Source organism: Clostridium sp. OF09-36 (assembly GCF_003481985.1).
Lineage (GTDB): Bacteria > Bacillota > Clostridia > Lachnospirales > Lachnospiraceae > Brotaphodocola.
In genome coordinates this window covers 106,202-120,782 of record NZ_QUMD01000005.1, presented here as the reverse complement: position 1 = coordinate 120,782, position 14,581 = coordinate 106,202, and the positions used below count along the sequence as shown (strand labels likewise).

Here is a 14,581-nt window from a genome sequence, read left to right as displayed (position 1 = left end):
TCTGCCAGAGAGACTATAACTCGTTCCTATTCAAAAAACAAACACTATTCTTATTGGCTTTATTACAGCATTTCTATTGTGCTATTTTCTTGTTTTTCTTTTGTCAGGCTGTAGTGTACGTCTGTCTTTCCTGGAAAGACACATCACGCTCCATCCTGCCCAGTTTCCACCCGGCCGCCGCCCGTCCAGCTTTGTCTGGGCGTCCGGCTGTCTTCCGCCATGCTCTGCATTTCCTTAAATTTCTTTCCCTTCGGATCGACCCGCTGCCACAGCGTGTATGCTTTGGTTGTTTTCGCATCGTTCCACGGCACCGCCTCGCCCAGGCAGTACGGGAAATAAAGGTCGGCATACATCGATGCCATCTCTGCCTTTAAGTCATCCGGCACCATGGTGATGGTCTGCTTTACCTGTTCCTGGATCACGGATTTTGCATACTGCAAAGACCAGTCTGCAAAATTCAGCAGTTCCGGATTCTCCGATCCGTTTGCTTTCGCCCATGCAGCCACATCGGCCTTGCGGGTCTCAAAGGTCATGTTATCCTGAAGATCCCAGCTCAGCATGCCATACTGGTTGTTCGGGAAGGAATACGGACTTAACACGATCTCATGAATGCCATCCTGCGTTCCCTCCAGTCCCGGTCCGGTCACATGCTCCCGGATGCGCTGCACATGCAGATGACCGCTGATATAAAGCGGCACCTGGTACTTTTCCAGCAGCGCCGTCACCTCCGGCCCGTTTTCCATCTCACACTGGGTTGTGAACAGTCGGCTTTCCTGAAGCAGGTTGTGGTGCGCCAGCACAATTACCTGAATACCATGCTCCTTCGCCACCCGCAGATGGGTTTCCATCCACCCCAATGTCGCATCGCTGATCCGGCCCTCCACATGGTTCCCGTCATCGTAGATGCAGGAATCCATCATCAACAGCCAGTGGGACGGATCTAACGGGTACACATAGCTTAACGATGCCTCATCGCGGTTCGGAGACTGGTCATAGCCAAACTCATGATAGATATCATAAAAATCCTTTCCGCTCTCCAGATATTCTGCTTTCTCCCGCTTATCTCCAAAATAAGTCGAAGCATTTTTATTCTGGATGTCGTGATTTCCCGGGATCACCACGACCGGAATCCCGGCATCCTGCACCTTCTGAAGCTTCTTTGCAAGAAGCTCATGGTTGATGCGCTCCCCGTTCAAGGTAATATCCCCGGTCAGAGCCAGTGCCGTGGGGTGATTCTCGATTGCTGTCTCCACCAGCGTATCCAGCATTTCTTCGCTGTACTGGTCAATCTTTCCATCGTCATGCTCCACCATGCTCCAAAACGCTTTTCCATCATCATGGGTAGTGGAACTCATATAATGAAGGTCCGAAGCCAGCATCAGGTCGGCGGCTCATAAGGTTTCTCCTCTTCCGTTTCCGCTCCCTCCCCAGATGGTTTCCGATGCCTGCGCCGCTGCCGCCGGTATTCCGCCAGCACTTCTGGCGTTCTTTCTCCAGGCGGGCCTGACGCGCTTCTTCGGACTCCTGGTCATACTCTCCGATGCCGCTCTCTGAACGTTCTGTCCCCTCTTTTGTTTCATCCAATCCGTTCTGCTGTCCGGACGTACCGTTGTTCTTGTCACTGTTTGATTCTTCTTTTCCCTGATCTGCTCCGGCCTGCGCACTGCTTTCCTGCCCTGTTTTATCCTGCGGTGAACTGCTTCCCTGTTTATTTAACGCACCAAGAACCACACGATTCCAATACAGATCAAAAGGAGTGCCCCATAGATCAGGGCTGTGATTTTTTTGTAATGTTTCATATTCCAGTCTTATCCTCTTTTCCGTCTGGAGTGATGCCGGAATTTCCGTAGAAACAATCATTCTGGCAATCGCCTGTCATCACAGCAGGTACACATGTGCTCTGAATATTGCCTCGTAATCAGCGGACGCGCCACTGGCGCCTCCTCGATATGCCAAGCAAAAAAATGACGGGCGGCATCACTACCGCCCGCCATCATATCACAGATTGACGAAAAAAGAAAGTTTGTTACTGTTCACATACGCAAACAATCCGAAACGTTTGTTACTGTTCACGCATGCGTGCCCAGCAACAAACGTTTGCATTAAATAATATCATTCACGCAGATTGCGCCGTAAGGACGGATGCTCATGCGGTATGCACTGCCTGCGCCCATGGCATGCTCAATGTAGTCGATGTACTCGTCCACGATATCATTTGGCAGCATCGCCATGATGACACCTGCAAAACCGCCGCCGTGAATGCGGCATGCACCGCGCTGTTTTTCCGCGATGAACAGTTCTGTCAGAGCCAGCGCAATGGAGATTCCCTGCTCCTGCACGCTGGCTGTCGTGTAGCAGTTCTGCAGCCACTTCCAGGAAGAGTTTCCGGATGCGGTAATGTTGGTTAAGAAGTCCTCGAAACGTCCCTCCTTCAAGGCTGATACCTCTGCCTCAACGCGCTTGTTCTCCTCAAAGAAATGAAGAGCACGCATCACGGAACGGTCTCCGGCAAAAGCACGGACCTCCTGGATGTTGTCGATCACCTGCTGCTCCGTCACTTCCGCGCAGACTTCCTTGCCAAAGAACTGGGCTACCTTCTTCATTTCATTCGGTACAGAGGAATAATCCGCACTTAAATCTGCATGGCCTTTTCCGGTCTGCACGATGATGAGGCTGTGGTTCTGGGATGCAAAATCGAAATCGATCTGCTCGACCTTCGGCTCAGCCGGCTCTAAGAAATCAATAGTGATCAGGCCGCCCACGGCGCATGCCATCTGGTCTAACAGGCCGGAGGCCTTATCCCAGTACACATTTTCCGCATACTTTCCGATGTGGGCATAAGCTACGGTACTCATGCGTCCATCGTTGAAGAAACGGTTTAACATCGAGCAAAGAAGCATTTCAAATGATGCAGAAGAGCTCACACCGGCAGAACTGATGACATTGCTGGTAATGTACGCATCAAAACCGCCCACTTCATAGCCCGACTGCTGGAAGCCCTTTAACAGCCCCTTTACCAGATCGATGGTTCCGGCCTTCTTGGCACTCGGCTGCAGCTCATTTAAATCGATGGTAAATTTCTGGTTGAAGGTTTCGCTGATGATGTTGACCTTGCTGGAGTCATTCTTTGCTGCGATTCCCACACAGTCTAAGTTGATGCTTCCGGCCAGAACCTTGCCATGGTTGTGGTCGGTATGGTTGCCGCTGATCTCCGTTCTTCCCGGTGAACTGAACATCAGGATATCCTTCTCTCCAAAATTTTCCTGAAATTTTTTCACCAGCTCCTCATAACGGCTGATATTCTCGTCCACGTGTCCGGCTCCGTATAATTCGGTCATGCGGACTCTGGCTGCTTCTGACTGTAACAATTCCAATGTTTTTGCTTCGTTCATCTTAACCCCTCCATATTTCATGGCTTTTGCTTTCTCGCCTTTTGGCTTTTGGCATTCTTCCCTTTTGGCTTTTTGCTTTCCAGGCCTTTGTCTCTCTCTTTTTGATTTCTGACTGCCTGCCCAATACATGCGCCGGGCAAGCTGTACAGCCACCTTGTTTTCAGTATAGCACAGCGCTTGTTTTTCCGGCAATACAATATTCTTTTACATATCTGTGTTTTTTTACGCTGCCGTTTATGCGTTGCGCATGCGGCAGCAACTTTTTGCAAAAAGAGTCCGCTCCACGCATTGCGCAGACAAAAAGAATCCGTTATGCTATACTATCTATATGAGTGAAAAAAGAACGTAACCGTGAAGCTACTGAACAGTTGCGAAAGAATCACTGCGAAAGGAAACATACCTCACACATGAACTGGAACGGCAAACCCTACCACTCCCTGGACTTTGAGATGAAGTCCCGCTTCGGCCAAAAGGTTTACAAAATTGCCTTAGATGGCCATATGACCTGCCCCAACCGGGACGGAACGCTCGGCACGCGCGGCTGCATTTTCTGCAGCGAAGGCGGATCCGGCGATTTTGCCGCGCCGCTTGCATTTTCAGAAGTCTCCGGATTTTTAGAATCCTCCATAGCTTCCGCCGTAAACGCACAGATCGAATCTGCCATCCTGCGCATCAAAAATAAGATGGGAACGGCGCCGGACGCCTACATTGCCTATTTTCAGTCCTACACCAACACCTATGCCCCGCTTTCCTATCTGGAAGCACTCTTTACCGCTGCCATCCGCCATCCGAAGGTGGTTGCGCTTTCCATCGGCACGCGACCGGACTGTCTGCCGGGTGAGGTCGTAAAGCTGTGTGCCCGTTTAAACCAGGAAAAGCCGGTCTGGCTGGAGCTCGGCCTGCAGACAATCCATGAGGATACCGCCCGTTTCATCCGCCGCGGCTACCCGCTCTCCACCTTCACTGATGCTCTGAAAAGACTGAGGGCAGAGAACCTGGAAACCATTGTCCATGTCATTTTGGGTCTGCCCGGCGAGAGCCGGGAACAGATGCTGCAGACGGTCCGCTATCTCGCCGGACAAGACATTCAGGGCATCAAACTGCAGCTTCTCCATGTATTAAAGGGAACGGATCTTGCCACTGTCTATGAACAGCATCCATTTCCTGTCATGGATCTGGAAGAATATCTGGATCTGGTCATCGACTGCATCGCCCTGCTGCCGCCGGAGCTTGTCATCCACCGGATCACCGGGGACGGACCGAAAAATCTCCTGATTGCGCCGCTCTGGAGCGCAAATAAGCGCCTGGTGCTCAATTCGCTCACCAGACGCTTCAAAGAACGCGGGATCACTCAGGCTGTGCGCTGACTGCGCCGTCCGCCCCGATCGATACGCCAAACGATATGCTTTCTAAGTATTGATAAAACTGTGTCATTTCCCCGGAATCCGTCAGCATGCGGGTATAGCCGCCCGATGAGATTCCCGGAAGCAAGCGAAGACTTAGGTTTTCTCCCTGAAACTCCGCCTGCACCAGCATGGTTTTCGGGATGGAACTGCCAAACACAAAGTTTCCAAGACTGTAAAAGATTGGTTTCCCTTTATAATACTCGATGCCCTGCAGCACATGCGGATGGCTTCCGATCACCAGGTCTGCCCCGGCATCGATGTAGCGCTTCGCCAGCGCCCGCTGGTATTCCTGCGGCTTTTCATCGCGCTCGATGCCCCAGTGGATCAGGACCACCACCTTTTCTCCATCTGCATGGCAGCTCGCGATCTGCTGGAGCAAAGGCTCTACCGAAACCTCATAAGAGGACAGCATGCCCGGATGCCCGTTCGTGGCCGCCCAGCCAGCTTCCGGGATGACGCGGGTGGCTCCAATCAGCGCCACCTTCTGTCCATTCTTCTCAAACACAACCGGCTGTTTCGCCGCATTCAGGTCTTTTCCGGCGCCGATATGCAAAATCCCGGCACCATCCAGTACCTCACAAGTATCAAGAAGTGCATCTACCCCATAATCCAGTGCATGGTTATTGGCCAGTGTCACGGCATCGATTCCCATTTCCTGAAACAGGGAAACCTTTTCCGGTGCCAGACGGAAGGTATACTGCTTGTCTGCTGCCTGCGTTCCGCGGCTGCTGAACGGAAACTCCTCATTGACTGCAAAATAATCGACGGACTGGATTGCATTCCGGTAATTCTGGTCCAGGACACCGGAAATTCCGCCTGCCCGGCTGTAGGCATTCAGCACATGGTCTGACAAAAGCACGTCACCAGAAAAGAGAATCGACATGGAAGCGCCAGAGTCTTCTGAAAATTCGGCAGCTTTTCCGACCAGATTTTCCGGAAGTTCCCCCGGATTTCTTTCCTGATCCCCGCCCGGATTGTTCGCCTGGGCCCCGTCCGGATTTTCTCCCCTTGCCGCTCCGGCATCAGCTGCTTCTGTCTCCAGCACAATCTCCGCTGCCGTATTCTCACCGTAATCTTTTTCTGTCCCGGCTTCTTCTTTTCTGTTTTCACTCTGCCCGGCACCGTTTTCGGCTGTCTGTGCAGTCGTGATCTTCTCATAGGATCCATAGCCACACCCCGGCAGATAGTAGCAGCAGCAATGCTGCCACCAGCACACCGCCCCGGTAATTTTTCCGTCTTTTTTCCGGCTTTGTGGGCTGCACATACCAGTTTTTCCACATTTTGTCCGTCATATTTGTTCTCCAATCCACTTTACAGCCTCATTCACAAGAAAATGAGATAAAAATGCGCATCTTCGCGGAGCATTTTTATTTCTCAGGATGCAATTTCCCGTGAAGCACGGAATCAGAGCATCAGTTCCGTGATCAGTTCCCATGTAATCTCCTGTTTTTCCATTTCCTGCTGCAGGGCTTCTCTCGCCTCCAAAGGCGCCATGAAACACAGTCCGCAGCCAGCGGAAATGGCACTGGGAAGCGGAATGATCCGGCCCGGAAGTCCTGCTTCCTTCATGGCTTTCTCCATGCGGATGGCCATGACCGTGTCGCGAAACGTAATGATCAGATGAAGTTCTTTTTTCAGCATCTTATCCCTCCCAGGCCAGGATCCGCATGGCTTTTACGGCCTCCTGTACTTCTTCCATGGTATTAAAATGGGAAAAGCTGAAGCGCACCGCGCCCTGCTTTCCGGTTTTGAGTGCTTTATGCATGAGCGGCGCACAATGACCGCCGGAGCGGACTGCTATATCAAACCGCTGCATCAGCTCATCGGCAACTGCGGCAGAATCATAATCTTTCAGGTTCAGCGTCACGACCGGAGTCCGGAGTGCAGCCTCAAAATCACCGTAAACCTGAATCCCCGGCAGATTCCGCACTCCCTCATAAAAGGCACGCGCATACGCATCTGCCTGCCTGAAGATGGCATCGGTTCCCTTCTCCAGAACGTATTCCACTCCAGCCAGAAGACCTGCGATCCCAGGCATGTTCAGCGTTCCTGCTTCCAGGAGTGTTGGCATCTCATCCGGCTGTTCTTTGTCAAACGTGCGGATTCCCGTGCCGCCCACACGAAACGGTTTCAGTTTCACGCCTTCCCGCACACAGATCCCGCCCATTCCCTGGGGTCCTAAAAGTCCCTTATGACCGGAAAAACACAGCACATCGATCTGCATCCGCTCCATATCAATCGGAAGAAGACCTGCACTCTGGGCTGCGTCCACCACAAATAAAGTGCCATTTTCATGGCAAAGTGAGCCAAGCTTTTCCAGGTCGTTCACATTGCCGGTCAGATTCGAGGCATGGGTACAGACCAGTGCTTTGGTATCCGGCCGGATACTTCCCTGCAAAACATCCAGGCACAGCCGCCCCCGTTCATCACAGGGAACGATGGTCAGCTCCACGCCCTCTTTTTCTTTCCGGTACAGAGGACGCAGCACGGAATTATGCTCCATCTGCGTCGTGATCACATGGTCTCCCGGCTCAAACAACCCCTGGATGGCCATGTTCAGACTGTCCGTTGCATTCATGGAAAATGCCACCTGGTTCGGATGCGGATACCCAAACAGTTCTCCCAGGCGGCTTCTCGTCTCCACGGCCAGACGCAGTGCCTGCAAAGATGCCTCATTGCTTCCCCGCGCTGCATTGCCGACACTGCCGGAAACCAGGACCTTATAAACGGCATCGGTCACCGTCTCCGGCTTGTGCAGAGAGGTGGCCGCATTGTCCAGATAGATCATGGCCGTACAACCAGGTCAGCTTCTGCCATGGTCTGTGCGATCACATACATGTTGGTGACACCGCCAACCTGTAATTTTTCGGTCAGTCCATAGTAGTTTAAGCAGGTACCGCAGGTCAGAATCTGCACGCCTGCTGCTTCCAGCTTCTTCAAATCTTCGATGGAATCGGAGCCTTCGCAGGTCAGCTTTGCACCGCCGTTGTAGAATAAAATCGTATCCGGCAGAGTCTCAAGCTGGGTCTGGGCAAATAAAAATCCTTTGATGAGGACCTTACCAAGCTCTTCATTGCCCTCGCCCATATGATCTGCAGTCACGGCAACTACTGTTTTTTTCTTAGCCGGTACCAGACAGCTGTCTGCCGGGATCTCTTCGGCAGATTTCTCCTGACCGCTCACATGAAGGACCACCTTCCAGGTTTTCTCTTCCGTTTTGGAGGACTCTGCGCCATATCCCATCTGACCAGCCATCTTCTCCAGGTTCTGTACCGCGATCTCGTTATCTACGAGAACCTCTACATCACCTGCACCATTTAAATTTTTGATTGCCTCTTTCGCTTTCATTAACGGAATCGGGCAAACATCGCCTCTTGCATCTACAGTTGTCATCGTTTTCTTCCTCTCCTTCTGTTATCGTTCATGCTGCTTTCCATCCTGCCTGCTTCCTATAGCACCGTGATCTCCTTCTGAAATCCGGCATCTCCCGGCTGGATCATTCTTCCCACGATCTGTGCCGGAAGTCCAGCCTCTTTTAATTCCTGTAAGAGCGCTTTTCCTTCCTCCTGCGGCACTGCAAACAACAGCCCGCCGGAAGTCTGCGGGTCAAATAAAATTTCTTCTAACGGGAACGGAACACCCTTAAAGTCCACAAACGAGCCTACATGATTGCGGTTTCGCTGCCCGGCAGCCGTGATCATAAAGTTTTCCGCATGGGTGTATGCCTCTTTAATATACGGAATACTCAACGTGTCCACCACAGCCCACAGACGCTTGTCCAGCATTTCATGCAGATGACCCAAAAAGCTGAATCCGGTCACATCCGTACAGGCATGTACCGTATACCGTTTGGAAATGGCCGCCGCATATTTGTTCAGCGTAGTCATGGAAGCTATCGCCTCTGCCATGGCTTCTTTTGATGCCACTCCCACGCGGTTTGCGGTGTTCATGATCCCGACACCCAGCTTTTTCGTCAGGATCAGCACATCGCCTGCCTGTCCGCCATTATTTTTATAGATCCGGTCCGGATGTACGACACCGTTGACGGAAAGTCCGTACTTCACATCCTTGTCATTGATGGAATGTCCGCCGCAGAGCACAGCTCCGGCCTCAACCACCTTCTCCGAACCGCCCCGCATGATCTCTCCGAGCACATTTAAGTCCTCATCCTGCGGGAAACATACAATGTTTAAAGCACTGATGACCTCGCCTCCCATGGCGTACACATCGCTCAGCGCATTTGTGGCCGCGATCTGGCCAAACACATAAGGATCTTCCAGCATTGGCGGAAAGAAATCCAGAGTCTGCACCACAGCCACGTCATCGCTGACGCGGTAAACGGCAGCGTCATCGCTGCTGTCAAACCCGACCAGCAGGTTTTTATCCGGTGCGCCGCGCTCGATCCGGCTCAATACCCGCTCCAGGATATCCGGTCCAAGCTTCGCCGTACAGCCGCCGCTGCTGCAAAATAAACCTCCTGCCATGCCATGCCTCCTTTCCGGAATTTTATAAATCTCATGATAGCACATGGATATTTATCTGTCCACTGACTTTTCCTTACGCCCACAGCCAGCGTTCCACCAACACTTCATACACTTTCTGGCACCGGCGGATATCTGCCTCATCCACGTACTCATCGGCCTTGTGTGCCATAGCAAGGGTGCCAGGTCCGTAAGAAAGGCAGTTACAGTTTCCAGTCATTCCGGCAATGACCGCCGTATCGGTGTAACCCGGAAATGCAGAAACCACCGGTGCTTTTCCGGTTGCTGCTTCTACGGCTGCCTTGAGACATGCCAGCAGCTTTGCATCTTCATGATGTGCGATCGGCGGGCGGTTTCCGGTAACTTTTATTTCTGCCTGTAATCCCGGGATTTCCTTTGCCGCATCCTCTGCGGCAGCTTCCAGAAGTGCCTTCACATCCCCGATGTGATAAGGCGGAACCACACGCATATCCACAGACACCTTACATTCTGCCGGAACCTGGTACGGATGGACGCCGCCCTGGATCTCGCCGAACACGATCGTGGATTTTCCCAGGAACGGGTCTTCCTTTAATTCCTTCATCCGATTGCGGGCGGAAGCCAGCAGATATGCCATTCCGGCGATTGCATCCATACCCTGCTCCGGACGGCTTGCATGAGCCGCCTTTCCATGCATGGTGACTTCAAACCAGTATCGTCCCTTGTGGGCAGTCTGGATCTCACCGTCTGTCGGCTCTGTATCCATTACCAGGCTGTCTTTCGTCACCCAGCCAAGCTCGATGACACGCTCCGCACCGGTCATGTCCCCTTCTTCATCACAGGTTCCAATCCACTTTAAGGTACGCTCCGGAACTTTGCCGGTGTCCTTCCTCTGCGCTGCTGCCTCCAGAAATGCACAAAGGGCAGACGCCAGGCCGGATTTCATATCGCAGGAACCACGGCCAAAGAAACGGCCATCTTCCCCATCCTCTCCCAGTGGATTCTTTGTCCAGCCACCGGCGACCGGAACGGTATCCATGTGACAGATAAACACCAGTTCTTCCTTTGTTTCTCCCGGAAGGACCGCCATCAGGACCGGACGTCCATCCTTCGTGTAATCCTTTTTCAGTTCTCCGCACTCCGGGAGTGCTGCCTTGATCTCCTGCTCCAAAAATCCGGCGATTTCATGCTCTTCTTTTCCCGGATTTGTGCTCTCAATACCGACTAATTTCTTCGTCCATGCCACTGCATCCGTATTCTGCATGTCTGTGCTTCCTTTCTTTCCGCTTTTTGCGGGCTGTATCCGTCTCCGGGGCTTTTCCAAAGCTCCGGACCAGATCTTCTAGTTTTACCTTATTCTGCCAGAGAGCTCGTTCCCCGCTTCAGATACTGTCCTTCCCCGCGTGTTCCGGTAAAAGTGCCATCCGAAACGATCTCATGGCCACGCAGGAATACCTTCTCGATCGCACCAGTCACCTTCCTGCCCTCATAGCAGGTGTAGTCTGCGTTGCCGTGCATCTTCTCCGTGGTAATGGTCCACTCTTTTTTCGGATCGATGAGTACCAGGTCTGCATCGGAACCTGCCTGGATGGTACCCTTCTTTGGATACAGGCCTGCGATTCTCGCCGGGTTGGTGCAAAGGTAATGCACTACCTGCGGGATTGTCAGGTGTTCTCCCTTTACTGCCTCAGAAAACATCAACGGCAGACGTTCCTCCACACCCGGAGCTCCGCTCGGGCACTGGGTAAAGTCTTTCGCGCCCTGCTGCTTTTGTTTGGCAAAGGTAAATGGGCAGTGGTCGGTCGCAACTGCATCCAGTTCCCCATCCTCCAGCGCCTGCCAGAGCGCCGCATTATCCTCTTTCTTTCGAAGCGGCGGTGCCATGATTGCCTTTAAGCCCTCCTGATCATCTGCGTAGCGGTCATCTGTCAGAAACAGATACTGCGGACAGGTTTCCACGCCAAAATGCTTCTGTCCGCGTCTTCTCGCACGGCGCACTTCCATGAGTCCCTGTTTGCTGGATAAATGTACAACATAAACCGGTGCTTCCCCTGCTGATTCTGCCAGATACAGGAAACGGTTCACGGCCTCAGCCTCAGTCTCGGCCGGACGGCTGAGCGGCTGGTAGCGCGGCTGGGTATGCCCCTCCTTCACAAATTTTTCCCGGTAATAGTTCACCATACCGTCATTCTCACAATGGGAAGCGATCAGAATGCCATCTTTTTTCGCCTGGGTTAAAATCTGCATCAGTTCTTTATCATTCAGTCCGTAGCCATAGGTCATGTAGACCTTAAAACTGGTGATGCCCTCTTTTTTTGCAATCTCGCCCATCTCTTCCAGTACCTGCGGATTTACATGCTGGAACACTCCGTGGAAACCATAGTCTACCACGGCGTTGCCATCTGCCAGCTTATGATATTCCCTGACCTGATGCCACAGGCTGCAGTCCTTTGGTCCGAATGCCATGTGATCCACAATGGAGGTGGTGCCGCCGCAGGCAGCTGCAATGGTTCCAGTGTAAAAATCGTCAATGACGCGGGCGATCCCCACATCCAGATCCATGTGGGTATGGATGTCTACCGCTCCCGGTAAGACATACTTTCCAGATGCATCAACGATTTCAATCTCTGCATCTGCCAAACCCAGTTTGCTTTCATGTTCCGCAAGACCAGTCCCGATTTCACGGATCACGCCGTTTTCGATCAGAATATCTGCTTCATAGACACCGCTCTCGGTGCAGAGCATTCCGTTCTTCACTATCGTTTTCATCGTTTTCTTCACTCCTATTTCTATGCGAAAATCTTTCGGTTTTACCCCTGTATGCAACTTTAACCGCAAGAGCGGACAGACCACTCCTGCGGTTATTTCGTTGCTTTGCATATCGAGGAGGCGCCAGTGGCGCGTCCGCTGATTGCTTTGCATATTGTATCTGTGTTATTTACTGATGGATTCTGGTACCGGTCAGACCGTTGATACCATCTTTTGCTTTTTCAAGCAGGGTGATAAGAGACTCGCGTCCCGGTGCAGACTCCGCAAATGCGACAGCAGCCTGTACCTTCGGAAGCATGGAGCCCGGTGCAAACTCACCAGCCTCGATATACTTCTGTGCAGTCTCCGGAGTCAGCTCAGACAGCCACTCCTGATCCGGCTTGCCGAAATGAACGGCAACCTTCTCCACTGCGGTTAAGATGATCAGGCAGTCTGCGTTTAACTGTTCTGCCAGCTTCTCTGCTGCGAAATCTTTATCGATTACCGCTGCAGCACCCTTTAAGTGATGGCCTCCGCTTACGAATACCGGGATACCGCCACCGCCACATGCGACAACAACATAATTATTTTCAACCAGGCTGCGGATGGTATCGATCTCGATAATGGACTTCGGCTTCGGAGAAGCAACAACACGGCGGTAGCCGCGTCCTGCGTCCTCAACAACCTTATATCCTTTCTCTTTGACCAGCTTGTCTGCCTCTTCCTTTGTCATAAATGCGCCGATCGGCTTTGTCGGATTCTCGAAAGCAGGATCATTCGCATCTACCTCTACCTGTGTCAGGATGGTGGTACATCCGGTATTGATACCGCGATCCAGCATTTCCTCACGCAGCGCATTCTGCAGATCGTATCCGATGTAGCCCTGGCTCATAGCCACACATACAGACAGCGGGCACGGAATATATTTTTCCGGATTGGAACGGGTCAGCTCAGACATGGCATTCTGGATCATGCCAACCTGCGGTCCGTTTCCATGTGCGATTACCACTTCATTTCCAGCCTCGATCAGATCTACGATCGCGGAAGCCGTTTTCTTTACTGCGATCATCTGCTCCGGCAGGTTATTCCCCAATGCATTGCCGCCAAGAGCGATTACAATTCTTTTTCCCATAATATAATCTCCTGAAGTCCGCCTTCTCCTACGGACTATATTTCTTATTGTTCATTTTCAAAGCAGTGATGGCAGCCCGTTTAAGGACTGCCACCGCTTTTGCTGCATCGCATGTCAGGGAGACGCCAGTGGCGCATCCGCTGACAGAGCAAGTTGTTGTATAAAAAGGGGGTGTACCCAATTTACTGATGTAACATAACCGGTCACCTTACCGGTTACGGTACTGCCGTGTTGGCAGATTAAGCCATATGTCTCTCGGTTGCTTTCTCAGCCAGCTTTGCAAGAGTCTCCTGCGGGCACTGCTGTTTTGCAAGCAGGATCATAGCTGCGATGATGTATGGCTTGTAGCTTGCCTCTTTGTACAGAGGAGTACGATAGCGGTCGAATACAGATGCCTCTACCTCGCCGTCCTTGCAGGATACGTCGTTGATATCAGCCGGTAAGCAGTGCAGGTACAGAGCCTTGCCATCCTTGGTGGTAGCCATTAACTCTTCAGTGCAGCACCAGTCTTTGTGCTCTGCGTTCTGAGCCAGCAGCTCTTTCTCCAGAGCCTTGATGCCGTCGGTGTCGCCCTCAGCGTAGAGGTTGGTTCTCTTCTCCATAGCTGCGAACGGAGCCCAGCTCTTCGGATATACGATATCAGCATCCTTGAATGCCTCTGCCATGGAATTAGTCTTGGTGAAGCTGCCGCCGGTCTTCTCAGCGTTCTTACGTGCAACTTCCTCAACTTCCGGCATTACCTCATATCCTTCCGGATGAGCCAGAACAACATCCATACCGAATCTGGTCATCAGGCCGATAACACCCTGCGGTACGGAAAGCGGTTTGCCATAGCTTGGGGAGTAAGCCCAGGTCATAGCTACCTTCTTACCCTTTAAGTTCTCAACGCCGCCGAAGGTGTTGATGATGTGAAGCATATCAGCCATACACTGGGTCGGATGGTCGATATCGCACTGTAAGTTAACCAGGGTAGGTTTCTGCTCCAGAACGCCGTCTTTGTGACCCTCGGTTACTGCATCTACTACATCATGCATGTACTTGTTGCCCTTGCCGATGTACATATCATCACGGATACCGATAACGTCTGCCATGAAGGAGATCATGTTAGCGGTCTCACGAACGGTCTCACCATGAGCGATCTGGCTCTTGCCCTCGTCCAGATCCTGAACTTCAAGACCCAGCAGGTTGCAGGCAGATGCGAATGAGAAACGGGTACGGGTGGAGTTATCACGGAACAGGGAAATGCCCAGACCGGACTCAAATACTTTGGTAGAGATGTTGTGCTCTCTCATGTAGCGCAGAGCGTCAGCAACGGTGAAAACAGCCTCGATCTCGTCGTCGGTCTTCTCCCAGGTCAGGAAGAAATCGCCCTCGTACATATCTTTAAAGTTCAGTTTGTTCAGTTTGTCAATGTAACCCTGTAATACTTTGTCCATTTTGATC

The 14,581-nt window shown here is 52.1% G+C and carries 13 protein-coding genes; 1 reads left to right on the top strand and 12 read right to left on the bottom strand.

Annotated features, from left to right (window positions below; genetic code table 11):
- Nucleotides 1-143: 143 nt before the first annotated feature.
- The 3 genes from DXA97_RS06110 to DXA97_RS06100 all read right to left on the bottom strand — a co-directional run bounded on the left by DXA97_RS06110 (nucleotide 144) and on the right by DXA97_RS06100 (nucleotide 3,392).
- Nucleotides 144-1,355, bottom strand: coding sequence for a metallophosphoesterase (locus DXA97_RS06110; RefSeq protein WP_182436815.1), 1,212 nt, complete (start codon nucleotides 1,353-1,355; stop codon nucleotides 144-146).
- Nucleotides 1,336-1,860 carry a hypothetical protein gene (locus tag DXA97_RS06105; RefSeq protein WP_118718925.1) on the bottom strand — a complete coding sequence of 175 codons (525 nt, stop codon included), beginning with the start codon at nucleotides 1,858-1,860 and terminating at the stop codon, nucleotides 1,336-1,338. The genes DXA97_RS06110 and DXA97_RS06105 overlap by 20 nt, the downstream gene beginning before the upstream one ends.
- 242 nt (nucleotides 1,861-2,102) lie before the next feature.
- Complete coding sequence (locus DXA97_RS06100; protein WP_118719035.1) at nucleotides 2,103-3,392, bottom strand: galactokinase family protein; 1,290 nt, start codon at nucleotides 3,390-3,392, stop codon at nucleotides 2,103-2,105.
- A 407-nt stretch (nucleotides 3,393-3,799) separates the two neighbouring features.
- Here DXA97_RS06100 and DXA97_RS06095 point away from each other — a divergent pair, with 407 nt between their 5' ends.
- The gene (locus tag DXA97_RS06095; RefSeq protein WP_118718924.1) at nucleotides 3,800-4,759 is read left to right on the top strand and encodes a TIGR01212 family radical SAM protein; all 960 of its coding nucleotides are present in this window, start codon (nucleotides 3,800-3,802) and stop codon (nucleotides 4,757-4,759) included.
- On the opposite strand, the gene DXA97_RS06090 is transcribed toward DXA97_RS06095, so the two are convergent.
- The 9 genes from DXA97_RS06090 to ygeW form a co-directional block, all read right to left on the bottom strand.
- The gene (locus tag DXA97_RS06090; protein ID WP_118718923.1) at nucleotides 4,740-6,062 is read right to left on the bottom strand and encodes a CapA family protein; all 1,323 of its coding nucleotides are present in this window, start codon (nucleotides 6,060-6,062) and stop codon (nucleotides 4,740-4,742) included. The two genes, DXA97_RS06095 and DXA97_RS06090, sit on opposite strands and share 20 nt — an antisense overlap.
- A gap of 140 nt (nucleotides 6,063-6,202) precedes the next feature.
- Nucleotides 6,203-6,439: a DUF3343 domain-containing protein gene (locus DXA97_RS06085; RefSeq protein WP_118544300.1), complete on the bottom strand. Its 237-nt coding sequence runs from the start codon at nucleotides 6,437-6,439 to the stop codon at nucleotides 6,203-6,205.
- 1 nt (nucleotide 6,440) lies between these two features.
- The gene (locus DXA97_RS06080; protein ID WP_118718922.1) at nucleotides 6,441-7,586 is read right to left on the bottom strand and encodes an aminotransferase class V-fold PLP-dependent enzyme; all 1,146 of its coding nucleotides are present in this window, start codon (nucleotides 7,584-7,586) and stop codon (nucleotides 6,441-6,443) included.
- Nucleotides 7,583-8,191, bottom strand: a complete 609-nt coding sequence (yedF, locus tag DXA97_RS06075; RefSeq protein WP_118544302.1) for a sulfurtransferase-like selenium metabolism protein YedF — start codon at nucleotides 8,189-8,191, stop codon at nucleotides 7,583-7,585. The genes DXA97_RS06080 and yedF overlap by 4 nt, the downstream gene beginning before the upstream one ends.
- A gap of 56 nt (nucleotides 8,192-8,247) precedes the next feature.
- On the bottom strand, nucleotides 8,248-9,282 hold the full coding sequence (selD, locus tag DXA97_RS06070) for a selenide, water dikinase SelD (protein ID WP_118544303.1): 1,035 nt from the start codon (nucleotides 9,280-9,282) through the stop codon (nucleotides 8,248-8,250).
- Nucleotides 9,283-9,355: 73 nt separating this feature from the next.
- Nucleotides 9,356-10,522, bottom strand: a complete 1,167-nt coding sequence (locus tag DXA97_RS06065; RefSeq protein ID WP_118708842.1) for a M20 family metallopeptidase — start codon at nucleotides 10,520-10,522, stop codon at nucleotides 9,356-9,358.
- 89 nt (nucleotides 10,523-10,611) lie between these two features.
- A complete protein-coding gene (hydA, locus tag DXA97_RS06060) occupies nucleotides 10,612-12,027 on the bottom strand; it encodes a dihydropyrimidinase (protein WP_118718921.1) in 1,416 nt (471 codons plus the stop codon).
- A gap of 169 nt (nucleotides 12,028-12,196) precedes the next feature.
- A complete protein-coding gene (gene arcC / locus DXA97_RS06055) occupies nucleotides 12,197-13,138 on the bottom strand; it encodes a carbamate kinase (protein ID WP_118718920.1) in 942 nt (313 codons plus the stop codon).
- A 239-nt stretch (nucleotides 13,139-13,377) separates the two neighbouring features.
- Nucleotides 13,378-14,574, bottom strand: a complete 1,197-nt coding sequence (gene ygeW, locus DXA97_RS06050) for a knotted carbamoyltransferase YgeW (RefSeq protein ID WP_118718919.1) — start codon at nucleotides 14,572-14,574, stop codon at nucleotides 13,378-13,380.
- Between the last annotated feature and the right edge of the window lie 7 nt (nucleotides 14,575-14,581).

Coding starts and splice junctions, on each gene's coding strand:
- DXA97_RS06080 (WP_118718922.1), bottom strand. CDS start 7,586: ATGATCTATCTGGACAATGCGGCCACCTCTCTGCACAAGCCGGAGACG.
- DXA97_RS06110 (WP_182436815.1), bottom strand. CDS start 1,355: ATGAGTTCCACTACCCATGATGATGGAAAAGCGTTTTGGAGCATGGTG.
- DXA97_RS06105 (WP_118718925.1), bottom strand. CDS start 1,860: ATGATTGTTTCTACGGAAATTCCGGCATCACTCCAGACGGAAAAGAGG.
- DXA97_RS06095 (WP_118718924.1), top strand. CDS start 3,800: ATGAACTGGAACGGCAAACCCTACCACTCCCTGGACTTTGAGATGAAG.
- DXA97_RS06065 (WP_118708842.1), bottom strand. CDS start 10,522: ATGCAGAATACGGATGCAGTGGCATGGACGAAGAAATTAGTCGGTATT.
- arcC (WP_118718920.1), bottom strand. CDS start 13,138: ATGGGAAAAAGAATTGTAATCGCTCTTGGCGGCAATGCATTGGGGAAT.
- hydA (WP_118718921.1), bottom strand. CDS start 12,027: ATGAAAACGATAGTGAAGAACGGAATGCTCTGCACCGAGAGCGGTGTC.
- selD (WP_118544303.1), bottom strand. CDS start 9,282: ATGGCAGGAGGTTTATTTTGCAGCAGCGGCGGCTGTACGGCGAAGCTT.
- DXA97_RS06085 (WP_118544300.1), bottom strand. CDS start 6,439: ATGCTGAAAAAAGAACTTCATCTGATCATTACGTTTCGCGACACGGTC.
- ygeW (WP_118718919.1), bottom strand. CDS start 14,574: ATGGACAAAGTATTACAGGGTTACATTGACAAACTGAACAAACTGAAC.
- DXA97_RS06090 (WP_118718923.1), bottom strand. CDS start 6,062: ATGTGCAGCCCACAAAGCCGGAAAAAAGACGGAAAAATTACCGGGGCG.
- DXA97_RS06100 (WP_118719035.1), bottom strand. CDS start 3,392: ATGAACGAAGCAAAAACATTGGAATTGTTACAGTCAGAAGCAGCCAGA.
- yedF (WP_118544302.1), bottom strand. CDS start 8,191: ATGACAACTGTAGATGCAAGAGGCGATGTTTGCCCGATTCCGTTAATG.